The 24,319-nt window shown below is 68.0% G+C and carries 25 protein-coding genes and 1 tRNA gene; 14 read left to right on the top strand and 12 right to left on the bottom strand.

The genetic code is table 11. From position 1 onward, the window contains the following. The first annotated feature begins 80 nt into the window (after positions 1-80). From EB75_RS21750 to egtE, 7 genes are all read left to right on the top strand, one after another. Positions 81-1,262: an NADH:flavin oxidoreductase gene (locus EB75_RS21750; protein ID WP_073697337.1), complete on the top strand. Its 1,182-nt coding sequence runs from the start codon at positions 81-83 to the stop codon at positions 1,260-1,262. Between the two features lie 47 nt (positions 1,263-1,309). Further along, entirely contained in the window at positions 1,310-1,954 is a 645-nt protein-coding gene (locus EB75_RS21745) for a sensor domain-containing protein (protein WP_073697336.1), read from the top strand. A 180-nt stretch (positions 1,955-2,134) separates the two neighbouring features. Continuing rightward, a complete protein-coding gene (gene egtA / locus EB75_RS21740) occupies positions 2,135-3,424 on the top strand; it encodes an ergothioneine biosynthesis glutamate--cysteine ligase EgtA (protein WP_073697368.1) in 1,290 nt (429 codons plus the stop codon). Further along, positions 3,421-4,728 (top strand): ergothioneine biosynthesis protein EgtB, encoded by a 1,308-nt coding sequence (gene egtB / locus EB75_RS21735; protein WP_073697335.1) that lies wholly within the window; start codon positions 3,421-3,423, stop codon positions 4,726-4,728. Before egtA ends, egtB begins: the two co-directional genes overlap by 4 nt. Beyond that, positions 4,728-5,411, top strand: a complete 684-nt coding sequence (gene egtC / locus EB75_RS21730) for an ergothioneine biosynthesis protein EgtC (RefSeq protein ID WP_073697334.1) — start codon at positions 4,728-4,730, stop codon at positions 5,409-5,411. The genes egtB and egtC overlap by 1 nt, the downstream gene beginning before the upstream one ends. 23 nt (positions 5,412-5,434) lie before the next feature. Then, entirely contained in the window at positions 5,435-6,430 is a 996-nt protein-coding gene (gene egtD / locus EB75_RS21725) for an L-histidine N(alpha)-methyltransferase (protein ID WP_073697367.1), read from the top strand. After that, positions 6,427-7,560 (top strand): ergothioneine biosynthesis PLP-dependent enzyme EgtE, encoded by a 1,134-nt coding sequence (egtE, locus tag EB75_RS21720; RefSeq protein ID WP_073697333.1) that lies wholly within the window; start codon positions 6,427-6,429, stop codon positions 7,558-7,560. The genes egtD and egtE overlap by 4 nt, the downstream gene beginning before the upstream one ends. Positions 7,561-7,564: 4 nt before the next feature. On the opposite strand, the gene EB75_RS21715 is transcribed toward egtE, so the two are convergent. From EB75_RS21715 to EB75_RS21705, 3 genes are read right to left on the bottom strand one after another with little or no spacing between them, the layout of a single operon-like run. Then, positions 7,565-8,260, bottom strand: a complete 696-nt coding sequence (locus EB75_RS21715; RefSeq protein ID WP_073697332.1) for a class I SAM-dependent methyltransferase — start codon at positions 8,258-8,260, stop codon at positions 7,565-7,567. Positions 8,261-8,270: 10 nt separating this feature from the next. Continuing rightward, the gene (locus tag EB75_RS21710; protein ID WP_142239752.1) at positions 8,271-9,014 is read right to left on the bottom strand and encodes a class I SAM-dependent methyltransferase; all 744 of its coding nucleotides are present in this window, start codon (positions 9,012-9,014) and stop codon (positions 8,271-8,273) included. Between the two features lie 19 nt (positions 9,015-9,033). Further along, a complete protein-coding gene (locus tag EB75_RS21705) occupies positions 9,034-9,756 on the bottom strand; it encodes a PadR family transcriptional regulator (protein ID WP_073697331.1) in 723 nt (240 codons plus the stop codon). A gap of 145 nt (positions 9,757-9,901) precedes the next feature. Here EB75_RS21705 and EB75_RS21700 point away from each other — a divergent pair, with 145 nt between their 5' ends. Beyond that, positions 9,902-11,047, top strand: a complete 1,146-nt coding sequence (locus EB75_RS21700; RefSeq protein WP_073697330.1) for a cation:proton antiporter — start codon at positions 9,902-9,904, stop codon at positions 11,045-11,047. On the opposite strand, the gene lfrA is transcribed toward EB75_RS21700, so the two are convergent. Continuing rightward, positions 11,044-12,564: an efflux MFS transporter LfrA gene (gene lfrA, locus EB75_RS21695; protein ID WP_073697329.1), complete on the bottom strand. Its 1,521-nt coding sequence runs from the start codon at positions 12,562-12,564 to the stop codon at positions 11,044-11,046. The two genes, EB75_RS21700 and lfrA, sit on opposite strands and share 4 nt — an antisense overlap. 9 nt (positions 12,565-12,573) lie before the next feature. Beyond that, positions 12,574-13,158 (bottom strand): TetR/AcrR family transcriptional regulator, encoded by a 585-nt coding sequence (locus tag EB75_RS21690; RefSeq protein ID WP_073697328.1) that lies wholly within the window; start codon positions 13,156-13,158, stop codon positions 12,574-12,576. Positions 13,159-13,321: 163 nt separating this feature from the next. On the opposite strand from EB75_RS21690, the gene EB75_RS21685 reads away from it, so the two are divergent. Both EB75_RS21685 and EB75_RS21680 read left to right on the top strand, forming a co-directional pair. Continuing rightward, positions 13,322-13,588, top strand: a complete 267-nt coding sequence (locus EB75_RS21685) for a hypothetical protein (protein WP_073697327.1) — start codon at positions 13,322-13,324, stop codon at positions 13,586-13,588. Between the two features lie 105 nt (positions 13,589-13,693). Next, complete coding sequence (locus tag EB75_RS21680) at positions 13,694-14,212, top strand: DUF4262 domain-containing protein (RefSeq protein ID WP_286150277.1); 519 nt, start codon at positions 13,694-13,696, stop codon at positions 14,210-14,212. A gap of 49 nt (positions 14,213-14,261) precedes the next feature. Here EB75_RS21680 and EB75_RS21675 read toward each other — a convergent pair. The 4 genes from EB75_RS21675 to ponA2 form a co-directional block, all read right to left on the bottom strand. Further along, positions 14,262-14,335 (bottom strand) — tRNA-Pro (locus tag EB75_RS21675). Positions 14,336-14,644: 309 nt separating this feature from the next. Continuing rightward, positions 14,645-15,718 (bottom strand): L-cysteine desulfhydrase Cds1, encoded by a 1,074-nt coding sequence (gene cds1 / locus EB75_RS21665; RefSeq protein WP_073697325.1) that lies wholly within the window; start codon positions 15,716-15,718, stop codon positions 14,645-14,647. Further along, positions 15,715-16,665 carry a metallophosphoesterase gene (locus EB75_RS21660; RefSeq protein ID WP_073697324.1) on the bottom strand — a complete coding sequence of 317 codons (951 nt, stop codon included), beginning with the start codon at positions 16,663-16,665 and terminating at the stop codon, positions 15,715-15,717. Before EB75_RS21660 ends, cds1 begins: the two co-directional genes overlap by 4 nt. 103 nt (positions 16,666-16,768) lie before the next feature. Further along, the gene (ponA2, locus tag EB75_RS21655) at positions 16,769-19,204 is read right to left on the bottom strand and encodes a transglycosylase/D,D-transpeptidase PonA2 (RefSeq protein ID WP_073697323.1); all 2,436 of its coding nucleotides are present in this window, start codon (positions 19,202-19,204) and stop codon (positions 16,769-16,771) included. A 341-nt stretch (positions 19,205-19,545) separates the two neighbouring features. Here ponA2 and EB75_RS21650 point away from each other — a divergent pair, with 341 nt between their 5' ends. Beyond that, positions 19,546-19,851, top strand: a complete 306-nt coding sequence (locus EB75_RS21650; protein ID WP_020100988.1) for a WhiB family transcriptional regulator — start codon at positions 19,546-19,548, stop codon at positions 19,849-19,851. 69 nt (positions 19,852-19,920) lie between these two features. Here the strand turns inward: EB75_RS21650 and bagB are convergent, their stop codons facing one another. Both bagB and bagA read right to left on the bottom strand, forming a co-directional pair. Continuing rightward, positions 19,921-21,060 carry an ATPase BagB gene (gene bagB, locus EB75_RS21645; protein WP_073697322.1) on the bottom strand — a complete coding sequence of 380 codons (1,140 nt, stop codon included), beginning with the start codon at positions 21,058-21,060 and terminating at the stop codon, positions 19,921-19,923. Beyond that, the gene (bagA, locus tag EB75_RS21640) at positions 21,057-22,097 is read right to left on the bottom strand and encodes an ATPase BagA (RefSeq protein ID WP_073697321.1); all 1,041 of its coding nucleotides are present in this window, start codon (positions 22,095-22,097) and stop codon (positions 21,057-21,059) included. Before bagA ends, bagB begins: the two co-directional genes overlap by 4 nt. A gap of 48 nt (positions 22,098-22,145) precedes the next feature. Here bagA and sp36 point away from each other — a divergent pair, with 48 nt between their 5' ends. From sp36 to EB75_RS21625, 3 genes are read left to right on the top strand one after another with little or no spacing between them, the layout of a single operon-like run. After that, positions 22,146-22,307: a Sp36 family protein gene (sp36, locus tag EB75_RS21635; protein WP_090562576.1), complete on the top strand. Its 162-nt coding sequence runs from the start codon at positions 22,146-22,148 to the stop codon at positions 22,305-22,307. Beyond that, positions 22,304-22,759, top strand: a complete 456-nt coding sequence (locus EB75_RS21630; protein WP_073697320.1) for a RidA family protein — start codon at positions 22,304-22,306, stop codon at positions 22,757-22,759. The genes sp36 and EB75_RS21630 overlap by 4 nt, the downstream gene beginning before the upstream one ends. Continuing rightward, a complete protein-coding gene (locus EB75_RS21625; RefSeq protein ID WP_073697319.1) occupies positions 22,756-23,559 on the top strand; it encodes an MBL fold metallo-hydrolase in 804 nt (267 codons plus the stop codon). The genes EB75_RS21630 and EB75_RS21625 overlap by 4 nt, the downstream gene beginning before the upstream one ends. A gap of 52 nt (positions 23,560-23,611) precedes the next feature. Here the strand turns inward: EB75_RS21625 and crp are convergent, their stop codons facing one another. After that, positions 23,612-24,286: a cAMP-activated global transcriptional regulator CRP gene (gene crp / locus EB75_RS21620; protein ID WP_020100982.1), complete on the bottom strand. Its 675-nt coding sequence runs from the start codon at positions 24,284-24,286 to the stop codon at positions 23,612-23,614. Positions 24,287-24,319 lie beyond the last annotated feature (33 nt).

Genomic DNA, 24,319 nt, shown 5'->3' with positions numbered 1-24,319 from the left:
TTGACGCCAAGCCTGCAATTAGTGTACCACTGGATACTTAATTGCTCGGGTCGAGATTTACCGAAAGGATCACTGAAGCCATGGGGACCGATCCCTTCCAGCCGGCCAAGCTCGGTCCGATCACGTTGCGCAACCGGGTGATCAAGGCCGCGACGTTCGAGGCGGCCACCCCGGATGCTCTGGTCACGGATGACCTGATCCGCTACCACCAGTTGCCCGCCGCGGGTGGCGTCGGGATGACGACCGTCGCGTACTGCGCGGTGTCCCCAGGTGGGCGTACCGACGGCTGGCAGCTGTGGATGCGCCCCGAAGCGCTCCCGGGCCTGCGGAAGCTCACCGACACGATCCACGGTGAGGGTGCGGCGATCAGCGCGCAGATCGGGCACGCCGGGCCGGTGGCCAACCCGCGCACCAACAAGGCCAAGGCACTGGCCCCGGTGCGGTTCTTCAACCCGCTGTCGATGCGCTTCGCCAAGAAAGCCACCCGCGCCGATATCGATGGTGTGATGGCCGCGCACGCGGGCGCCGCGAGGTTGGCGATCGAGGCCGGGTTCGACGCTGTCGAAGTCCATCTGGGCCACAACTACTTCGCCAGCTCGTTCCTGTCGCCGTTGATCAACAAGCGCCGCGACGAGTTCGGCGGCTCACTGCACAACCGCGCCAAGGTGGCCCGCGGCACCGTGCAGGCCGTCCGCGAGGCCGTCGGCAATCAGATCGCGGTGATCGCCAAACTCAACATGAGCGACGGCGTCCGCGGCGGCATCCCGATTGAGGAGTCGCTGCAGACCGCCAAATGGCTCGAAGAGGACGGGGCGCTGGATGCCCTGGAGCTGACCGCGGGCAGTTCCCTGGTCAACCCGATGTACCTGTTCCGCGGCGACGCCCCGGTCAAAGAGTTCGCCGCGAACTTCCGGCCACCGCTGAGCTGGGGCATCCGGATGACCGGGCACAAGTTCTTCCGCGAATATCCCTACCGGGAGGCCTACCTGCTCAAGGAGGCCCGCCAATTCCGCGCCGAACTCACGATGCCGCTGATCCTGTTGGGCGGCATCACCAACCGGGAGACCATGGACCTGGCCATGGCCGAGGGGTTCGAGTTCGTGGCGATGGGCCGGGCCCTGCTGGCCGAACCCGATCTGCTCAACCGGATTCAGGCAGAAGACAGTGCAAGCCCCGTCAAATCCGCGTGCACACACTGCAATCTGTGCATGCCCACCATCTACGGCCGCACCCACTGCGTGGTCACGGGCAAGCCGTACTGAGAAATCGGGCGGCCGAGCAGGTTGGCCGCAACTGGCATCATCGAAACATGACTGCGTGCCCCGTCTGGTTCACAGCCTGCGTCACCGGTGCCCTCGCCCTTGCTCCGGTCGCCGCCGCCAAGCCGTCGGACCCCGGTGTCGTGTCATATGCGGTCCTCGCCAAGGGATCGGTCGGCAATGTGGTCGGCGCGCCGATGGGCTGGGAGTCCACCTTCACCGCGCCGTACCAGGGCTTCTTCGTCGACCTCCCCGTGTGCAACAACTGGGGAGACATCGGGCTGCCCGAGGTCTACGGCGACCCGGACCTGGCGTCGTTCAACGGTGCCGTGGCGCAGACGTCGGCCACCGACGACAGCCACTCCGCCAAACAGGCCGTGGGTGTGTTCGCCACCTCCGAGGCTGCCGCGCGGGCCTTCCACCGCGTCGTCGACCGCACCGTCGGGTGCTCGGGACAGACCACCGCGATGCACCTCGAGAACGGCCGGACCGAGGTCTGGAGCTTCGCGGGCGCGCAGGCCAGCCCGATCGACGCGGCCTGGGTCAAGCAGGAGGCAGACACCGATCGGCGCTGTTTCGTCCAGACCAGGCTCCGCGAGAACGTTCTGCTGCAGGCGAAAGTCTGCCAATCCGGCAACGCCGGCCTGGCGGTCAACGTGCTGGCCGGGGCCATGCAGAACAGTCTGGGGCAATGACGATGCGCTGGGGTGGGCAGGCGCCGCACAGATATTGCGCAGATTTTTGTCGGTGCCTCATGGCATCGTCGGACGAACACGTAATGCTCGGGACGCGTCTGCCTGTGTAACGCAGACTTGGTCCGGGAACACCAACCAACGGATGCGGGGATGGCCCGGATCCCGGAAGGGGATGTTCAGATGGGCACCGCCACCGCCGTGCGTCGTCCGCACGCCGATTACCCCGAGTTGTCCAGCGCGTACAGCGCTGCTCTGCTGGCCGGCGGAGGTTGCCTGCAGGACGGGCCCGTCGGCCGCGTCGGCCTCGAACTCGAGGCGCACTGCTTCGACCTGTCCGACCTGACGCGGCGGCCGGGTTGGGACGAACTGACGGTGGCCGTCGAGTCGGTGCCGCCGCTGCCCGGTGGCAGCGCGATCACCTTGGAACCCGGCGGGGCCATCGAACTGTCAGGGCCACCGCTCGACGGTGCCGGGGCCGCCGTGGCGGCGATGCAGGCCGATCAGGTGGTGCTGCGCGAAGCAATGCGGCGACGTGGGTTGGGCCTGCTTCAGCTCGGTGTGGATCCACTCCGGCCGCAGGCGCGCGTCAACCCCGGCGGTCGGTACCGGGCCATGGAGGCATTCTTCGCCGCGGGTGGCACGGGCGCGGCCGGGGCGGCGATGATGACGTCGACGGCCTCGCTGCAGATCAACATCGATGCGGGTCCACGCGACGGTTGGGCCGACCGGGTCCGGCTGGCGCATGCTCTGGGGCCGACCATGATCGCCCTGTCGGCGAGCTCGCCCATGCTCAGTGGTGACTTCACCGGATGGCAGAGCACGCGGCAGCGCATCTGGGGTCAGCTCGACACCGCCCGCTGTGGGCCGATTCTCGGTGCCAGTGGCGATGATCCGGCCAACGACTGGGCGCGCTACGCCCTCAAGGCCCCGGTGATGCTGGTGCACACGCCGGAGGCGGAACCCATCACCGAATGGGTGCCATTCGCCGACTGGGCCGACGGGCGCAGGCTGCTCGGCGGCCGCCGGCCCACCGAGGCGGACTTGGACTATCACCTGACCACGCTGTTCCCGCCGGTGCGGCCGCGGCGCTGGCTGGAGATCCGCTACCTCGACGCATTGCCCGACGCGTTATGGCCGGCTGTCGTGTTCACCTTGGTGACGTTGCTGGATGATGCCGGATTGTCGCAGATCGCCTGGGAGACAACCGAATCCGTGGCGACGGCGTGGGACCAGGCGGCTCGGGTGGGGCTGGCCGATCCGCGGCTGCAGGCCGCGGCGGTGCGGTGCGTCGAAGCGGCGGCCGCCGTCGCGCCCGCCGACCTGGCCGACGCCATGGACCGACTGCTGTGGCAGGCGCAGCACGGGCGCAGCGCTGCCGACGATTTCGCCGATCGGGTCGTCGAGCACGGAATCGATTCGGCGATCACCGGGTTGGCACTTGATGACCGGCGGCTGAAAGGTGAGGTGTGAGCACGCGCGAACTGTTGGCCCGAGGGCTGACCAGAGCCCGGGACAGGACTCTGGCCCTGGTCGAGTTCGACGACGCCGAACTGCTGCGCCAATACGACCCGCTGATGAGCCCGTTGGTGTGGGACCTGGCGCACATCGGTCAACAGGAAGAACTGTGGCTGCTGCGTGGCGGGGACCTGAACCGACCCGGGCTGCTGGCGCCGGAAGTCGACAGCCTCTACGACGCGTTCGTGCATTCCCGTGCCAGCCGCGTGTCCCTGCCGCTGCTGCCGCCGACCGACGCGCGCGCCTTCTGTCGCACCATTCGGGCGAAAGCCCTTGACGCGCTGGACCGGCTGCCCGACGAGGCCGGTGCAGAGTTTCCGTTCGCGCTGGTGATCAGCCACGAGAACCAGCACGACGAAACGATGCTGCAGGCGCTGAACCTGCGCAGCGGCCCACCGTTACTGGGACCGGGTGCCGCCTTGCCGCAGGGGCGGGACGGCGTGGCAGGTACGTCGGTGCTGGTGCCCGGCGGACCGTTCGTGCTGGGCGTCGACAGCTCCGATGAACCCTTCGCGCTCGACAACGAGGGACCGGCACACGTCGTCGACGTGCCGTCGTTCCGGATCGGGCGGGTGCCGGTCACCAATGCCGAATGGCGTGAGTTCGTCGTCGACGGCGGCTACGCACAACGCCGGTGGTGGTCGGCGGCCGGCTGGGAGCACCGGCAGCAGGTAGGGCTGGTGGCCCCGCAGTTCTGGAGTGCCGACGGCACGACACGGGTGCGCTTCGGGCACATCGAGGCGTTGCCGCCCGACGAACCCGTACAACACGTGAGCTTCTATGAGGCCGAGGCGTACGCCGCCTGGGCCGGCGCGCGGCTGCCCACCGAGATCGAGTGGGAGAAGGCCTGCGTATGGGACCCCGCGGTGGGCGCCCGGCGTCGATTCCCCTGGGGTGCAACGGAACCGGAAGCGCACCGGGCCAATCTCGGTGGGGATGCGCTGCGCCCGGCGCCGGTGGGGGCGTACCCGGAGGGCGCCTCGGCGTACGGCGTCGAGCAGCTGCTGGGCGACGTGTGGGAGTGGACCACCTCGCCGCTGCGGCCGTGGCCGGGATTCACGCCGATGATCTACGACCGTTACTCGCAGCCGTTCTTCGAAGGCAGCGGCAGCGGCGAGTACCGCGTGCTGCGCGGCGGATCCTGGGCGGTGGGCGGTGACATCCTGCGGCCGAGCTTCCGCAATTGGGACCACCCGATCCGCAGGCAGATCTTCTCGGGTGTGCGGCTCGCCTGGTCTTGTGACGGGGAGCGCGGCTGATGTGTCGCCACCTGGGCTGGCTCGGCAACCCCGTGTCGGTGTCGTCATTGATCTTCGAACCGGCGAATGGTCTTCTGGTGCAGTCATATTCGCCGCGTAGACAGAAGCACGGCTTGCTCAACGCCGATGGCTGGGGTGTCGGCTTCTTCGATGGTTCGACGCCGCGACGGTGGCGCAGCGCCGCCCCGTTGTGGGGCGATGCGTCACTCGCGTCGGTCGCGCCGGCGCTGCGCAGCGGGTGTGTGGTGGCAGCCGTCCGCTCGGCAACGGTCGGGATGCCCATCGAACCGTCGGCATCGGCGCCGTTCAGCGATGGCCGGTGGCTGCTGTCGCACAACGGCCTCGTCGACCGGGCAGTGCTGCCCACGTCCCGGACTGCGGAATCGACGGTGGACAGCGCGCTCCTGGCCGCCCATATCTTCGCCGAGGGCGTCGACAACCTGGGGGTGACCGTGGCCAGGGTGGGGGCAGCCGACCCGGGGGCGCGGCTGAACATCCTGGTTGCCAACGGTTCTCGCATGCTGGCGACGGTGTGGGGCGACACGTTGTCGGTGTTGCGCCGCCCGGACGGTGTGGTGCTGGCCAGCGAACCGTATGACGACCACCCGGACTGGCAGGACATCCCGGACCGCCATCTCGTCGAGGTGACGGCAGCCGGCGTCGCCATGACGCCATTGACCTGAAGAAGGGGACCCCGATGACCGCAATGAATCGGTGCAAGACGGCACCGCTGCTGACGAATCACCTCGCCGCCGACTGGGCGCCCCACGCGTTGCGGCGCGATGTCCGTGAGGGCTTGTCGCAGTCGCCCAGGTCGTTGCCGCCCAAGTGGTTCTACGATGCCGTCGGCAGTGACCTGTTCGACCAGATCACCCGCCTGCCCGAGTACTACCCGACCCGCACCGAGGCCCAAATCCTGCACGAGACGGCCGCGGCCATCGTGGCGGCCTCCGGCGCGGACACGCTGGTGGAGCTGGGCAGCGGCACATCGGAGAAGACACGCATCCTGCTCGACGCCTTTCGGGACGCCGATGCGCTGCGCCGCTTCGTGGCGTTCGATGTCGACGAGAACGTGCTCGCCGCGGCGCTCACCCAGCTCTCCGATGAGTACGACGGCATCGAGATCAGCGGCGTACGAGGCGATTTCGAGCAGCATCTCGGTGAACTGCCGGTCGTGGGCCGGCGGCTGATCGTATTCCTCGGGTCGACGATCGGCAATCTGACGGAGGGCCCGCGGGCGGAGTTCCTCGCGAGCGTGGCCGACACGATGCGGCCGGGGGACACGCTGCTGCTCGGCACCGACCTGGTGAAGGACACCGCCCGGCTGGTGGCGGCCTACGACGACAGCGCCGGGGTCACCGCGCAGTTCAATCGCAACGTCCTGGCGGTGGTGAACCGGGAGCTGGACGCGGATTTCGATCTCGACCGCTTCGAACATGTGGCACGATGGAACACCGAACACGAGCGTATCGAGATGTGGCTGAGGTCTGTTGCCGCACAACGCATTCAGATACGTGAGTTGGATCTTTCGGTGGAGTTCGAGGCGGGTGAGGAGATGTTGACCGAGGTGTCGTGCAAGTTCCGACCCGACGGAGTGGCAGCCGAGCTGGCGGCCGCCGGGCTGACGCAAACCGACTGGTGGACCGATCCCGCCGGAGACTTCGGGCTGTCACTCGCGGTCAAGCCGGAACTGCGGACGTGAGCGGAGCCGACCCAGCCTTCGCGCACCTGTGGCGCGCCGCCCGGCCCACACCGCTGGGTCTGCATTTCGACAACGCCGCCTGCTCGCGGCAGAGCTTCGCCGTCATCGACGCCGCCGCCCAGCACGCGCGACTGGAGGCGCAGGTCGGAGGCTATGTGGCCGCCGAAGCCGCGGAGCCGGTGCTGGAAGCCGGGCGGGCCGCGGTGGCCACGCTCACCGGGATGGCCGCCGGCGACGTGGTGTTCACCACGGGTTCCAACAACGCACTCAACCTCCTGCTCAGCAGCTGGGACGGGGAGAAGACCATCGCCTGCCTGCCCGGTGAGTACGGCCCGAACCTGGTGGTGATGGCAGCCAACGGCTTCACCGTCCGCGAGCTTCCGGTCGACGAGCAGGGACGCGTCGACGTCGAGGTGGCCGTCGCGCTCCTGCAGAGCGATCCTCCCGCGCTGGCCCATCTGACGGCGCTCGGCAGCCACCGCGGGTTGGCGCAGCCGCTGTCCGAGTTCGTCCAGGCCTGCCACGCCATCGGCGTGCCGGTGGCGGTGGACGCGGCGCAGGCGCTGGGCCACCTGGATTGCGCGGTGTCGCCCGACGTCATCTATGCCTCGTCGCGCAAGTGGCTGGCGGGGCCGCGCGGTGTCGGGGTACTGGCCATCAGTTCGTCGGTGTCGCACCGGCTCCGGCCGCGGATTCCGCTGCCGGAATGGGGTACCCCGTTGCCGGTGCTGAAGCGATTGGACCTCGGCGAGGCCAATGTGGCTGCGCGCGTGGCCTTTTCGACGGCACTCGAGGAGCATCTGGTGGCCGGTCCGGAACTGGTGCGTGCCCGGCTGGCCGAGGTCGGCCGGCTCACCAGGACCGCGCTGGCCGCGCTGCCGGGCTGGCGGGTCGTCGAGGACATCGACGAGCCCACCGCCATCACCACACTCGAGCCGACGCGCGGTGCCGACCCGAATACCGTGCGCGCCAGGCTGATTGCCGACCACAGCATCGTCACCACAGTGGCAGGCGTGGACCGGGCGCCATTCGAGTTGAAGATCCCCGTGCTGCGGGTATCGCCACAGGTCGACGTCACCGGCGAAGAACTCGAGTCCTTCGCCGGTGCGCTGACTGCCGCGTCGACCTAAGCCGTCAGGCCTTGTGGGCGGTGAGCAGGAACGCCGGCATCTTCAGGCGGCCCTTCTCGTCGAGGGCATGCGGCGGCATCTCCAGCGGAGGCTGTCCCGGGACCGGGGGCATTGCCACCATGCCGGCGTGGATGAACGCCGGCCGAATCTCGTCGATGGCCCAGTACTTACCGACGGCCCCGCGCAGCTCGTCCTCGGTGACCTCGTTCGGCTTCATCTCGGCCTCGGCCGGGAAAGCGCCCTTGGCGAAGACCAGGATGTAGTACTTGGCGCCCGGTGCGGCCGCGCGGAACACCGCCTGCTGGTACGCGTCGCGGGCCTCCACCGGAATCGAGTGGAACAGCGTCGAATCCATGATGGTGTCGAAGCGGCCGTCGAACCCGGTGAATGTGGTGATGTCATCTTCCACGAACGTGGCGTTGGTCAGATTCCGTTCGGCGGCAGCCTGTTTCGCCGCCGCGACGGCGGTGGGGGAGAGCTCGATGCCCACCACGGTGTGGCCCGCGGCGGCAAGCGCCAGAGCCAGCTCCGCGTAGCCGCAGCCGGCGTCGAGCACCTCGCCGGTGACCTGGCCGGCCTCGATCAATGCCGCCAGCTCGGGCTGCGGTTCACCGATGTTCCATGGCGGCGGACCCTCGAATCCGCCTTCCTGCCGGTAGACGCTGTCCCAATCCATCACTTCGTTCGACGAGTCGGTCATGGGTTCAAACCTACGCGGAGGACCGCCGGGTGGCGATGGCGATCTGCGGTGTGCACAGGCCACCACGCAACTCGATGTCGACGCCGGCATGGTCGGCCAGGGCCCGCAGCGCGGCCGGGCTGTAGGCCCGGAGCGAACTGATGACCCCGTCGTGCACGAACGGCACGAACGGCGCCAGCGGCAGCATGGTAGCCAGCCGCATCAGGTGCAGCGGCGACGGCGGCCGGGGCAGGTCGATGATCAGCAGCTTGTCCGCGACCCGGGTGCCTTCGGCGAGGACGCGAACGGCCGCTGCCGGCGGCAGGTGGTGGAAGGACAACGCGAAAACCGCCAGGGCGTAGGCATTGTCGGCGGCGTCGATGGCGGTGGCATCCATATGGCGCACCGTCACCCGCGGATCGGCACCCAGATCGCCGGCGGTGATGGCGGCGACCGAGTCCGGTTCCAGGTCGGTGACCGTCACCGTCGCCGTGGGGTGCATCTCCAGCACCTTCTTCGACAACCCGCCGTGGCCGGCCCCGAGCTCCAGGATGCGGGGATCGGGGACGTCGGCCATCTCATCCATGGCGATCAGCGCGAACCGCTCGTGCAGGCCGAACCAATCGCCGACGAGTTCGAGGGCCCGCACCACACTGCGTTTGACCGCAGGGTCGACGTCGTCACGGTCGAGATACTCGAGCTGGTCGGTCTGCAACACGCGGTCCAGGCAGGAGGCCTGTGGGCCGCCGCGCGGCATCCGGTCGAGGTCGCTCATGGGTTTCAGGCTATGCGACCTACTCGGACTCGCCGAGAATCTGGTAGATCTCGCGACGGGCGTTGTTCACGATGTCCAGGATGCGTTGCTGCTGTTCGTCATTCGCGGAATGCACCGACTGGCCGACGGCCCCGAACAGCTGACCGAGGGCGTTGCGCAGGTTCAGCGCGGCAGGGTCGGCGCCGTCGGCGATCTCTTCCCAGGGCGCCGTCTCGATGGCATCGGCGACGGTGCGTCCTTCGTCGGTGAGCTCGAAAGTCTTCTTGCTGCCGCGACTTTCGGTCGGTGTGATCAGGCCCTCGTCCTCCAACAGCTGCAGGGTCGGGTAGATCGACCCGGGGCTGGGCTTCCACAGGCCGTCGCTGCGTGCGGCGATCTCCTGGGTCATCTCATAGCCGTGCATCGGCCGCTCGGAGAGCAGCTTGAGGATGGCGGCGCGGACGTCACCGCGCCGGCTGCGGCCACTGCCGCGTCCGCGGCCACCGTGACGTCGACCGCGGGGGCCGCCCGGTCCGAAGGGGCCGGGACCGAAGCCCGGTCCGAAGCCGAAACCAGGGCCGAAGCCCGGGCCGAAGCCGAAACCGGCGTCACCGCGGTGTTCCCGCAGGTGAGCGCGGAACTGTTCGCGCATCTCTCGGCGGCCGGGGCCGGCGGGGGAGGCGAATGGGCCGCGATGCTGTGGCGTGAAACCTAAACCGGCTCCGTCGAACGGGCGGCCGGGTGGGGTGAATGGGGTGTCCATAGATGTGTTCTCTCTTTCGGGCGGGAGACGTCAGATGCGCCTCCGATGCATTAACGATATATCGGAAGCTATCGGAAGGCAACAGGCTGCTGAGAGTTCGCTGCGTCACACCCGCCCCGGACCGGCCGAGAATAGGGTGTGACCGATGGGTGACTTCGGATTTCACGCGCTGGCGCTGCTGGCTGCCATCGGCCTGGTGGGGCCGCTGTTGGCGGCGGTGCCCCGCCTCCGCGTACCCGTGATCGTCGGCGAGCTGGTGGCCGGAATCGTGGTGGGGCGGACCGGGTTCGGCATCGTCGACGCGGACAACCCGACCTTCGTCTTGCTGGCGGACATCGGCTTTGCCCTGGTGATGTTCATCGTCGGTACCCATGTGCCGGTGCGCGACAAGTCATTACGCGCAGACCTGCCCACGGCGCTGGCGCGGGCCATCGCGGTGGGTGCCGCGGCAGCGGTGTTCGGCGTCGTCATCGCCCATCTCTTCGGTACCGGGCACGCCCCGTTGTATGCGGTGCTCATGGCCTCATCGTCGGCGGCGCTGGCGCTGCCGGTGATCCAGTCGCTGGGGCTGGAAGGGCCACCGGTGCTGTCGGTCACCGCCCAGATCGCCATCGCCGACGCCGCGTCGATTGTGTTGCTGCCGTTGGCCATCAACCCGGCCGGTGCACCGCGCGCGGCCGTCGGGGCGCTGGCGATCGCCGCATGTGCGATCCTGCTCTACTTCTTCCTGCGCTACGAAGCCAAACGTGGCTGGCTCAAGCGGATGCACAAGTACTCACACAGCCGGCACCTGGCATTGGAGCTGCGGATCAGCCTGATCATTCTGTTCGGCCTTGCGGCGCTGGCGAAGTCGACGCACGTGTCGATCATGCTCGCGGGTTTCGCGCTGGGACTGTGCCTTTCGGCGGTCGGCGAACCCCGCCGACTGGCCCGTCAGCTGTTCGGCATCACCGAGGGGTTCTTCGCACCATTGTTCTTCGTATGGCTGGGTGCGTCCCTGGAGGTGAGAGAGTTGGGGGAGCATCCGGATCTGATCGGGCTCGGTGTGGCGCTGGGTGCGGGTGCGGTGCTCGCACATCTCAGCGGCCGGTTGTTCGGGCAACCGCTGTCGCTCGGCGTGCTGGCGGCGGCACAACTGGGGGTACCGGTGGCCGCCGCCACGCTGGGGACCCAGCAGCATCTGCTGGGTCCCGGGGAGCCGTCGGCCCTGATCCTCGGCGCGTTGTTGACCGTCGCGGCGACGTCAGTGGCCGGCGGCATCGCCAAGCGCCGGCAGCACGCGGTCGCCTAGCTGCGGCCCCGGAAGGCCGCGGCCACGATCGCCGCGGCGATCAGCGCCAGTGCCGCCGCGGTGGCTGCGGTGGCGCCGATCCCCGAGTCGAAGGCGGCGCGCGCCGACTCCATCAGGTTGTTGCCCAGTTCGGTCGGCAAGGTCCGGGCCACCGAGATGGCGCCGCCGATGCTCTCCCCGGCGTCGGCGGACTGATCGGGTGAAAGCGCCCCGGGCAGTTCGACATTCGCGCGGTAGAACGCCGTGAACATGGTGCCCAGGCCGGCTGTGCCGAGCACCGCACCCAGCTCGTAGGCGGTCTCCGACACCGCCGACGCCGCGCCGGCCTTCTCGGGCGGCACCGACGCCACGATGGTGTCGTTCGAGATCGTCTGTGACACACCGACACCCAGCTCGAGCACGGTGAACGAGGCGATGACCCCGACCATGGTGAGGTCGTGGCGGAACGTCAGGATCAACAGGAAGCCGGCGGCCACCAGGAGCAGACCGGTCACGATCAGCGTCTGCGGCGCGAACCGCTTGGTCAGCCGCACGACGCCGATACCCGCGATGGTCGACGCCGCCGCACCCGGCAGCATGACCAGTGCCGCGGTCAGCGGATCCAGGCCGAGCACCAGTTGCAGGTGCTGCGAGACGAAGAACAGGAACCCGATGAGGCCGACCATCGACAGGAAATTGGCCAGGATCGACGCCGTGAACGGGCCGTGAGCGAACAGTCGCATGTCGAGAATCGGTGTGGCACTGCTGTTCTGCCGGCGCACGAACCAGGTACCTGAGGCGAAGCCCAGTGCGACGGCCGCGAGCGTCAGCGTGGAGAGGCCGTCGTGCGCGGCGGTCTTGATGGCCCACATGACCGGCAGGACCGCGAACAGCGACAGCAGCACGCTCAGCGCGTCGACCGGGCCCGGGTTCGGGTCCCGTGATTCCGGCACCAGCTTGGGGGCCAGCACCAGCAGCGGCAGCAGGATCGGCACCGCGATCATGAAGACCGCGCCCCAGTGGAAGTGCTGCAGCAGCAGGCCACCGACGATCGGGCCCAGGGCCGAGCCGGCCGCGAAGCACGACGCCCAGATGGCGATGGCCAGCCGGCGCGACGTGGCCTCGGTGAAGATGTTGCGGATGAGCGACAACGTCGACGGCATCAGCATGGCGCCGAACACGCCGAGCGTGGCGCGTGCGGCCACCAGGTAGCCGGCGCTGGGCGCGAACGCCGCGGCGGCCGAGACGGCGGCGAACCCGACCGCGCCGATGAGCAGCAGGCGGCGCCGGCCGAGCCGGTCGCCGAGGCTGCCCATGGTCACCAAAAGCGTTGCCAGCACCAGTGAATAGATGTCGACGAGCCACAATTGGGTGGAAGCCGACGGGCGGAATTCTTCAGCGATGCTGGGCAGCGCGAAGGCCAGCACCGTGTTGTCGATCGAGATGAGCAGCACGGGCAGCATCAGCACTGCCAGCGCCCACCAATGGCGTTGCGGGGTCCGGTTCGTCACCTCATTGGTGACGAGACTGGTGGACATGGGAATTACCTAACTTGTTGAGGATTGATCCAGGGTGATGGTGCCGGCCGTCAGGCTGGCCATGATGGCGTCGACGATCTCGACCCGCGGCGCGATGTTCCGGCGCAGTGCCTCATATCCGGCGTCGAGCAGGGCCCAGAAAACCAGGCGCGGCCACTCCGGTGGGCTGGTCTGCGGTCGTGCCGAAACCCGCGCCAGCACTTCGGCTATCGCCTCGTCGCCGGTATCGAGGATCGCGGACAACTCCGGATCGGCCACGATGGTCGGCTCGTTGTAGACGAAGGGGACGATGGGTCCGAGGTCCAGCTGGGATTCGACCACGCGGCGCAGTGCCGCGAGCGGGGGACCACAGGCCGGTTCGGCTTTGTCGATGGCGGCGTTGCACATCTCGTGCACGTACAGGGCGACGGCGCGGATCAGCTCGGAACGCTCGGGGAAATACCGGTGCAGCGTGCTGCGGCCGACGCCCGCGGCGGCGGCGATGTCACTCAGCGACGCCGCGGGATTGGTCGCCAGGACGGCGGTGGCGGCATCGAGAATCGCCTTGCGGGTGCGCGAACGCACACCCGTGTCGAGCGATTTCAGTTCAGCCATGTGTCAAAAATAGCATGTTTGGCCGAAAATGGGACAATGTTGTTCCATTATGGAGTTGGAGCTCACCGGGAGATTCGCTTGGCCGGTGTCATCCGTAGCGTCAAAAAACTAGACTTGCGGTGTCTAGCACTGATTTTGATCGGTTTGTTTCCGGAGGCGGGCCATGGCCACGTACAGGAAGATTGCATCGACAACAGCACTCGCCGCAGGCCTCGTAGCTGCGGTTCTGGGTATCGGTTCGGGAACTGCGAGCGCCGCGCCGGCGCACGATCCGGGCATGATCCCCATGGACCACGGTTGGGGCGGCGACGACTGGGACGACCACCACGGCTGGGGCTGGGGCCATCGTGGTTGGGGCAACGGTCAGGGCTGGGCGCCCGGGTGGCCGCCGCCGTGCATCACCGTGCCGTACGTCAGCATCTGCGCATAGGTCGCCGCGCGAGCTTCCCGGGTCGGTTTGGCGACGCGGGACGTCGAAGGCATTTCGAACCCGCGACCTCTTCGGCCAGCTTCAGCAGAACCTGTCGGTGGGCAGGTGGATGCTGGGCGCAACCATAGGGAAGGGGTGGATATGTGCTGGAAATGCGATAACCCAAACGGCACCACCGAGGAGTACCTCGACATGTTGCGCGGGATCATGAAGGACCACGGATGGGCCGTCCAGTTCGTGGAAGACGATCGTCGGCCATTCGCGTACACAATCGGTCTGCACAACCTGGGTCTGCCGGAGTTGCTGGTCACTGGGTTACAACCTCAGACGGCCGGCCGTGTGCTGAATTCACTCGGCCATCAGATTGTCGAGGAGGGGACGTTCTTGCAGCCCGCCATGCATATCGACTACCAGGGCGAGTTCATATTCGAGGTCATCGATGTCGAACATCCGGACGTGCATTTGAAATACGCGGTCGAACTCTGCAGTCCGCGAATTCGCGCGTTCCAACTTGTGTGGACCGATGCTCGTGGCCACTGGCCTTGGGAGCGCGGGTGGAGCCACGGTCGCCGTAGGCAACCAGTTCTTGGCGTCCGCAGGCAACCGAACGGCGGACCCGCGTAAACGAAGAAGGCCCCGACCAGATTTCCCTGGTCAGGGCCTTGCTCACTTGTCGGGGTGGCGGGATTCGAACCCACGACCTCTTCGTCCCGAACGAAGCGCGCTACCAAGCTGCGCCACACCCCGCGTGAAGCCACGACAGCGTATCGCACCGGGGCCCTCAGAAGCCAAACGGCCCTCGCGGGGTGATGTAGCCGCAGGTAGACGGGGTTAGCGGCCAAGATCACGTCCGCTGGCGGGATGGATTTTTGCTCATCGTGCGTTCAATCAAGTAACTGTGATTGGCGACAGCTCAACGGTGAGAAAGCGAGGAACGAACATGACCGGATTGGGAGCTCTGCTCTACTGCGGATTCTTCGGTCTGGCGGCGCTGTGGCTGTTCGCGACTTCTGACTACCGGGCGGCGTATCGGGCGGCCTGGAACGGCCGCCATGATCACGCCCAGCGCCCCGAGCGCTCGAACTCCGCCAGTGCCGCTACGGCTTCCGCGGAGTCCAGCCCGCGGCTGCTGACCCACGCGTCGTCGAAGTAGGTATCGGTATAACGGTCGCCGCTGTCGGCGAGGAGCGTCACCACCGACCCACTGCGGCCCTGCGCCACCATCGCGGCCAGCAGGCCGAACGCACCCCAGATGTTCGTCCCCGTGGACGGACCCACCCGGCGCCCCAGAACCTTGCTCACGTGCCGTGCTGCGGCCACTGAGGCCGCGTCCGGTACGGACACCATGGCGTCCACCACGCCGGGCAGGAACGACGGTTCCACCCGCGGCCGGCCGATGCCCTCGATGCGCGACGACGCCCCGGTGAACACGTCCCGGTCGCCCGTGGCCCACGACGGATAGAACGCCGAGTTCTCCGGGTCCACGACGCACAGCCGGGTGGCGTGGCGCCGGTAGCGCAGGAACCGTCCGATGGTGGCGCTGGTGCCGCCGGTGCCCGCGCCGACCACGATCCACTCCGGGATCGGATGAGCCTCCTCACGTAGTTGGGAGAAGATCGACTCCGCGATGTTGTTGTTGCCGCGCCAGTCGGTGGCGCGCTCGGCGTTGGTGAACTGATCCAGGTAGTGGCCGCCGGTCTCGCGTGCCAGCCGCTCCGCCTCGGCATACACCTGCGACGACTGCTCCACGAAATGGCAACGGCCGCCTTGTGATTCGATCAGTGCGATCTTCGACGGGCTCGTCGACTCCGTCATCACCGCGATGAACGGCAACCCGAGCAGCGCCGCGAAATACGCCTCGGACACCGCCGTGGAACCGGACGACGCCTCGATGACGGTCGTCTGCGGGCCGATCCAGCCGTTGCACAGCCCGTACAGGAACAGCGACCGGGCCAGCCGGTGCTTGAGGCTGCCGGTGATGTGCGTGCTCTCGTCCTTGAGGTACAGCTGGACGTCCACGTCCGCGCTCCATGCGGCCGGCAGCGGATAACGCAAGAGGTGGGTGTCGGCGCTGCGCCGGGCGTCGGCCTCGATCAGGCGGACGGCGTTGTCGACCCAGTCGCGGCTCACCGTGCCGAGACGGCCGGCTGCGTCATATCGGCGCCGATACCGGTGTGTCCGCCGCCGGTCGGCGCGGCCACGAGTGTCAGCAGCGTCACCTCGGGCCGGCAGCAGAAGCGCACCGGTGTGTAGGGCGAGGTGCCCATGCCGGCGGACACGTGCAGCTGCGTGTGCGCGCCCCAGCGGGACGGACCCTTCACCCGCGAGGTGTCGATGTCGCAGTTGGTCACCAGCGCGCCGTAGAACGGCACGCACAGCTGCCCGCCGTGCGTGTGGCCGGCCAGCACCAGCTGGTAGCCGTCCTCGGCGAACCGGTCCAGCACGCGGGTGTACGGCGCGTGGGTGACACCCAGCGACAGATTGGCCGCCGGGTTGGGCCGCCCGGCGATGGTGTCGTAGCGGTCGCGGTTGAGGTGCGGATCGTCGACCCCGGCCACGGCGATGAGCTGACCGTTGACCTCGATCTCGCGCCGGGTGTGCGTCATGTCCAGCCAGCCGCGCTCGGTGAACGCCGCGCGCAGGTCCTGCCACGGCAGCGGCCGTCCGGTGATCCGCTTGTGCTTGTTGAACAGGTAGTTGGCCGGGTTCTTCGGCTTCGGCGCGAAGTAGTCGTTGCTGCCGAACACGAACACGCCGGGCACCGCCAGCAGATCACCCATGGCCTGCACCACGGCCGGCACCGACTTCGGGTGCGAGAGGTTGTCGCCGGTGTTGACCACCAGATCGGGCTCCCAGCGGGCCAGCTCGCGCAGCCAGGCCTGCTTGCGACGCTGCGCCGGCATCATGTGCAGATCGCTCAGGTGCAGCACCCGCAGCGGCGACGAACCGGGCGTCAGCACCGGCATGGTGACCTCACGGACCACGAACGCGTTGCGCTCGATCAACGACCCGTAAGCGAGGCCAGCAGCCAGGGTTCCGGCGACGGTGACGGCTGCGTTGCGGGCGATGGCAGACATGCAGGCAGCCTACTTGCTCAGCCCGGTAATTGGCCCGTTGTCGCTGGTCATCGTTAGAAAGCCCACAGGGTTGGCTTAGGTCGTTCTGAGGTTTCTGCCGGGCCTATGGGGGCGGGGGGCCGAGCACCGGCACCGTGATGGGCGGCAGGCCGGGAATCTCCACGACCGTCGACCCGATCTGTACCGGCGGCAGGCCGTCGAGCCCCGGAATCCCCACTGGCGGGGGTGGCGGCGGAGGCGGCGCGATGCCGTTGCTCACCAGGATCGTGACGATCGAGCCGGGGATGGTCTGGCCCGACGGGGAGGTGCCGATCACCTGGCCCGACGGCGACGCGCTGTTGACCCACGACGGCTGCGGGGCCAGCTGGAAGCCGGCTTCCTTCACGCGGGTCTGCGCCAGGTCGATGTCCATGCCCGCGACGCTCGGCACCTTCGAGCCCGGTCCACCGTCCACGTAGCGCGGGTCGGTCGGCGGCATCACCACGTTGGGCGGCGTGAACTGCTTCATCGCGGTGAACCAGGTGCGGGCCGGCTCATGACCACCGTAGAGATCACCGCGGCCGCACTGGCGCAGCGGGAACGAACACAGATCCGACGGCGTCGTGGAGTCGTCGTAGATGTAGTTGGCGGCGGCGAAGGCGCTGGTGAAGCCCAGGAACGCCGATGACCGGTGGGCCTCGGTGGTGCCCGTCTTTCCGGACATGGGGAAGGTCCAGCCGACCGACTGCGCGGCGCCCGCGCCGGTGCCGCTGATGGCGTCCTTGTTCATCGCGTTGGCCAGCGTGTTGGCCAGGCCCTCGGGGACCGCCTGCTCACAGGTCTGGGTGGTCACCGAGACCTCGTTGCCGTGCCGGTCGAACACCTTGTCCACCGGGTTGGGCGGGCACCAGGTACCGCCCGAGGCGAGCGTGGCCGCGACATTGGACAGTTCGAGGGCGTTGACCTCGAACGGGCCGAGGGTGAACGAACCGATGTTCTGCCGCTTGATGAAGTCGGACAGGCTCTCGTTGCTGTTCGGGTCGTACGGCCGTGCGGTGCCCGGTGCTGCGTACGACCGCAGCCCCAGCTTGACCGCCATGTCGACGGTGCGCGGGACACCGATCTGCGAGATCAGCTTGGCGAACCCGGTGTTCGGCGACGACGCCAGGGCGTCGGTGATGTTCATGCTGCCCCGGTAGCGGCCGTCGTTCTCGACGCACCACTTGTCTTTCGGGCAGCCCTTGGCGCCACCGCTGCCCAGACCCTTGGCCTCGAACCGGCCGGGCACGTCCAGCTGCGCGTTGATGCCCATGCCCATGTCCATGGCCGCGGCGGTGGTGAACAGCTTGAAGATGGAGCCGGCGCCGTCACCCACCAACGAGAACGGTTGTGGCTGCATGGTTTCCCCGGCCGCGGTGTTGAGGCCGTAGGTCCGGTTGCTGGCCATCGCCACCACCTGGTGGTTGTCCTTGCCGGGCCGGATGACGCTCATGACGCTGGCGATGCCGTCGATGCCGGGGGAGGCGATGCCGTCGATGGACGACTTCACCGAGTTCTGGATGTCGGGGTCGATCGTGGTGCGGATCAGGTAGCCGCCCTTGGCGACCTGGTCCTTGCTGATGCCGGCCTTCGACAGATAGTCGAGCACGTAGTCGCAGAAGAAGGCGCGGTCACCGGCGGCGATGCAGCCGCGGGGCAGCTGGTTGGGCTGCGGCAGGATGCCGAGCGGCTCGGCCTTTGCGGCGCGCAGGGCCTCGGCTTCCTGCGGAACGTTCTGGATCATGGTGTCCAGCACCAGGTTTCGACGTGCCAGGGCGCCGTCGGGGTTGACGTACGGATCCAGTCCGCTGGTCGACTGCACCATGCCGGCGAGCAGTGCGGCCTGCTGCCAGTTCAGCTGGTTGGCGTTGATGCCGAAGTACGTCTGGGCGGCATCCTGGATGCCGAACGCGCCGTTGCCGAACGACACCAGGTTCAGGTAGCGCGTCAGGATCTCGGACTTGGTGAACGTCTTGTCCAGGGTCAGCGCCATGCGGATTTCGCGCAGCTTGCGCGCCGGGGTGGTCTCGATGGCGGCCCGCCGTTCGGCGTCACTCTGCGCGACCACGAGCAGCTGGTAGTTCTTCACGTACTGCTGCTCGATGGTGGATCCACCGCGGGTATCGGCCGAACCCGACATGTAGCCGGACAGCCCCGTCAGGGTGCCCTTCCAGTCAACCCCGTTGTGCTCGGCAAACCGTTTGTCCTCGATCGAGACGATGGCCAGCTTCATGGTGTTGGCGATCTGATCGCTCGGCACCTCGAAACGGCGCTGCGAATACAGCCACGCGATGGGGTTGCCCTTGGCGTCCACCATGGTGGACACGGCGGGTGCGTCACCTTCGACGAGCTGGGCTGAACCGTTGGCCACGACGTCGGATGCCCGGTTGGACATCAGGCCGACACCCCCGATGAGCGGGAACATCATCGCGGCGAGCACCACGCTCGCGAGCAGAACGCACCACGTCATCTTGATGACGGTGACCGCGGTCGGCGGACGGTTCTGCGGTCGCTCGGGCATGGGGTACAGCCTAGCGACCGTGGTGGCCAGCAGCTGAGTGCTGGTCGATTACCACGTCCTTAGGGCATCTAGGGGGCTGCGACACGGGCAAAAATTAACGTTTGGACACACGTCCCAAAAAAGCGGCCTCTGACCCATTGCGCAAAAGGCCCCTGAGCACCTAACTTGAACACACAATGCGATCTAGGTAACACTACTAGCCGCAATGTGGCGTAGATCGCATCAGTGGTCTACTCGGGAGGACACGGCCGTCGGGAGACGGTGTGACGAAGGGATCGCTGGTGGCAGGTACACAGCCAGTAGTTCGCGCGACAATCGCTCCCCAGGCCGGAAACGGCGCGATACAGGGTGTGGTCCAACCTGAAGCAGAAGCCCGAATTGCCTGGGTCTCCCAGGCTCGGTGTCGGCAGGCCGACCCCGACGAGCTCTTCGTCCGTGGCGCCGCCCAGCGCAAGGCCGCGGTCATCTGCAGGCATTGCCCGGTGATCGTCGAATGCGGTGCCGACGCCCTCGACAACCGCGTCGAATTCGGCGTCTGGGGCGGCATGACCGAGCGGCAGCGCCGCGCCCTCCTCAAACAGCACCCCGAGGTGGTGTCCTGGGCGGAGTTCTTCGCCACCCAGCGCAAGCACCGCAACGCGGTCTGACAGACCTATATACAGCTGTGCCCGGGATTTCCTAGGAAATCCCGGGCACAAGCATTTACAGCCGGCTGCTTATCCGGCTTTCACGACATCTCCGGTGATCTGATCGGCGATGGCCCGCAGTGCCTCCAGGTCGGACACCTCGAACGGCAGTGACGGCACGCCCACCAACGCCACGTGCGGGTTGGCCCCGGTGAACCGCGACAGCAGCCGCACCTCACGCTTGGAGATGATGGTGCGGTTCGCGTGGATCCGGAGGGTCGCCGCGGCCAGCGCGTCGGCGTCCTGGCCGGACTGCTCCAGCTTGGCGGCGGCCTCGTCGGCCGCGTCGGCGGTCAGCTCGCACAGCATCGGGTGGGTGCGGTTGAGGATGAGGCCGGCCAGCGGCATCTGCTCCTGCGACAGCCGGTCGACGAAGAACGACGCCTCCCGCAGCGCATCGGGCTCGGCGGCCGAGACCACGACGAACCGCGTACCGGGGCGCTTGAGCAGTTCGTAGGTGCGGTCGGCCTTCTCCCGGAACCCGCCGAACGTGGCGTCCAGGGACTGCACGAAACCGGCTGCGTCGGAGAGCATCTGCGAACCCAGCACCGTCGACAGCGCCTTCATCGCCAGGCCCATGGCCCCGGTGACCAGCCGGCCGATGCCGCGGCCCGGTCCGAGCAGCAGCCGCCACAGGCGGCTGTCCATGAAGTTGCCGAGGCGCTTCGGCGCATCGAGGAAGTCCAGCGCGTTGCGCGACGGCGGGGTGTCGACGACGACCAGATCCCACTTGTCCTCGGCCAGCAGCTGGCCGAGTTTCTCCATCGCCATGTACTCCTGCGTGCCCGAGAGCGACGTCGCGACGGTTTGGTAGAACTGGTTCTCCAGAATCGCGTCGGCCCGGTCTTCGCCGGAGTACTGCACCACCATCTCGTCGAAGGTGCGGCGCATGTCCAGCATCATCGCGTAGAGCTCACCCGGCACCTCCGGTGCCAGCGGCACCCGCTGCGGGGTGTTGCCCAGGTCCTTGATGCCGAGGGCCTGCGCCAGTCGCTTGGCCGGGTCGATGGTCAGCACCACGACGGTGCGGCCGTACTCGGCGGCCCGCAGCGCCATCGCGGCGGCCGTGGTGGTCTTGCCGACGCCGCCCGCGCCGCAGCACACCACGACGCGATTCGCGGTGTCCGAGAGGATCGCGTGCATGTCGAGCTTCAAGGGCTTGCCGCTCATCTGGTCCCAACCCCTTGCTGCTCGAGTGCTTCGGCGAGTTCGTACAGGCTGCCCAGGTCGACCCCGTCGGGCAGGGCGGGCAGTTCCAGGCGGGGCACTTCGAGGGCGTCCAGCTGGTCGGCGCTCTCGGCGCGCGCCATCATGCGCGTCGCGTGCTGGATGGTCTCGGTGAGCAGTCCGGCGAAATCGCTGTCGGACAAGGTGATTCCGGCGTCGGCCAGCCCGGCGCGGACCGCGTCGGCGTCGACGACGCCCTCGGCGGCCTTCGCCAGATCATCCTGCGACAGGTACGCCGGGATGTTGCGGTTGACGATGACGCTGCCGATCGGCAGTTCCAGTTCGCGGAGTTCCTCGATGGCCTCCAGGGTCTCCTGCACGGGCAGCGCCTCCAGCAGGGTGACCAGGTGGATGGCGGTGAGCTCCGAGTGCAACAGCTTCACGACGCCGTCGGCCTGCGAATGCACCGGGCCGCCCTTGGCCAGATCCGAGACGGCCTTGGTGACGTCGAGGAAGCGGGAGATGCGGCCCGTCGGCGGGGCGTCGACGACGACGGCGTCGTACGGACGCTGGCCCTTGAGTTCCTTGGCGGTCTTGCCGTTGCGGACGACGACCTCTTTGATCTTGCCGGTGAGCAGCACGTCACGCAGACCGGGTGCGATCGTGGTGGCGAACTCGACGGCACCGATGCGCTTCATGGCGCGGCCGGCGATGCCGAGGTTGTAGAACATGTCCAGGTACTCCAGGAACGCGGCCTCGGTGTCGATGGCCAGCGCGTTCACCTGCCCGCCGCCTTCGGCGGTGGCGATCTTCTGCTCCCCGTACGGCAGCGGCGGCACGTCGAAAAGCTGCGCGATGCCCTGCCGCCCCTCGACCTCGACCAGCAGGACGCTGCGGCCGCCGGCGGCCAGCGCCAGCGCCAGCGCGGCGGCGACGGTGGTTTTGCCGGTACCGCCCTTGCCGGTGACGAAATGGAGGCGCGCCTGGTCCAGGCGCGCGGGCCAACCGGTGTGGGTTCGGCCCGTCGATTCGGAGGTCACCCCAGCATGTTAACCATGCGGTACCCCTCGGCCGATAAGCTCGGCGGCATGAGCGAACCGACCCGGTGGGAGTACGCCACCGTCCCGTTGCTGATCCACGCCACCAAGCAGATCCTGGACCAGTGGGGCCAGGACGGGTGGGAGCTGGTGTCGGTGCTGGCCAACCCGAGCGGTGAGCAGCACGTCGCATACCTGAAGCGGCCGAAGTGACCGTCTCCGACCGGTTGGCCGAGCTCGGCATCGAGCTGCCGGAAGTCGTTGCGCCCCTTGCCGCTTACGTCCCCGCCGTCCGTACCGGGAACCTCGTCTACACCTCGGGCCAGCTGCCCATGCAGGGCGGCAAGCTGCCCGCCGAGGGCAAGGTCGGCGCCGAGGTCACCGCTGAGGACGGCAAGGCCCTGGCCCGCGTGTGCGCGTTGAATGCGCTCGCCGCTGTGCACTCGCTGGTCGGTATCGACTCGGTGGTCCGGGTGGTCAAGGTCGTCGGATTCGTCGCCTCTGCACCCGGATTCAACGGCCAGCCCGGTGTGATCAACGGGGCGTCCGAGTTGCTGGGCGAGGTGTTCGGCCCGGCCGGTTCGCACGCCCGGTCGGCAGTCGGGGTATCCGAGTTGCCGCTGAATGCGCCGGTCGAGGTGGAGCTGATCGTCGAGGTGGCGTGACTCATCCGGCGTATGGCGTGCTGCGGCCGGTGACGGAATCGGCCTCGGTACTGCTGTGCGACAACCCGGGGATCATGACGCTCGACGGCACCAACACCTGGGTGCTGCGTGGGCGCGGTAGTGACGAGATGGTCATCGTCGATCCGGGGCCCGATGACGATGCGCACCTCGAGCGGATCGCCGCGCTCGGCAAGATTCCGCTGGTGCTGATCAGCCACAAGCACGACGACCACACCGGTGGCATCGACAAGCTGGTCGCGTTGACCGGCGCGGTGGTGCGGTCGGTGGGCAGCGGGTTCCTGCGGGGCCTGGGCGGCCCGCTCACCGATGGCGAGGTGATCGACGCCGCGGGGCTGCGGATCACGGTGATGGCGACGCCGGGGCATACCGCGGATTCGCTGTCGTTCCTGGTCGACGACGTCAGGGGCGAGCGCAGCGACGGGAAGGGTCCAGTGCTGACCGCCGACACCGTGCTGGGCCGCGGCACGACCGTCATCGACAACGAAGACGGCAGCCTGCGCGACTACCTGGAGTCACTGCGGCGCTTGCAGGGGCTGGGGCGGCGGACCGTCCTACCCGGGCACGGTCCCGACCTGGCCGATCTGGCCGCGGTGTCGGCCATGTACCTGGCGCACCGCGAGGAACGGCTGGACCAGGTGCGGGGCGCCTTGCAGGTGCTCGGCGAGGAGGCGTCGGCGCGGCAGGTGGTCGAGCACGTCTACACCGACGTCGACCAGAAGTTGTGGGACGCCGCCGAGAAATCGGTGCAGGCCCAGTTGGATTACCTGCGCACTGCCTGAACCAGACCAGACAAAGATGCCCCCGACACTGTCGGGGGCATCTACGTCAGAACTACCTCGCTCGGCGAGCCAGCCGCTCCGAGTCGGAGATCAGCACGCTCTTGCCCTCGAGCCGGATCCAGCCGCGGTGCGCGAAGTCGGCGAGTGCCTTGTTCACGGTTTCGCGGGAGGCGCCGACCAGCTGGGCGATCTCTTCCTGCGTCAGGTCGTGGGTGACGCGCAGCGCGCCGCCCTCCTGGGTACCGAACCGCTGGGCCAGCTGCAGCAGCTGCTTGGCCACGCGGCCGGGCACGTCCGTGAAGATCAGGTCCGCGAGGTTGTTGTTGGTGCGACGCAGCCGGCGGGCGAGCACGCGCAGCAGCTGCTCGGCGATCTCCGGGCGGTCCGCGATCCACGCCCGCAGCGCCTCACGGTCCATCGAGACCGCGCGCACCTCGGTGATGGTGATGGCGCTCGAGGTCCGGGGGCCCGGGTCGAAGATCGACAGCTCACCGAACATGTCCGACGGACCCATGATGGTCAGCAGGTTCTCGCGGCCGTCCGGCGAGCGGCGGCCGATCTTCACCTTGCCGGAGATGATGATGTAGAGGCGGTCACCGGGCTCGCCCTCGGCGAACACGGTGTGTCCGCGGGGGAAGTCGACCGGTTGCAGCTGTTTGGTCAGTGCGGATACCGCGGTGGGCTCGACACCCTGGAAGATTCCGGCCCTCGCCAGGATCTCGTCCACGTTGCTCCCTAAGGCTGGTGAGTGATATGAAAC

The sequence above is a fragment of the Mycobacterium sp. ST-F2 genome (assembly GCF_001905655.1).
Taxonomy (GTDB): domain Bacteria; phylum Actinomycetota; class Actinomycetes; order Mycobacteriales; family Mycobacteriaceae; genus Mycobacterium.
Note: the sequence above shows the minus strand (reverse complement) of the source record. Positions and strands in the feature narration are given on the sequence as shown.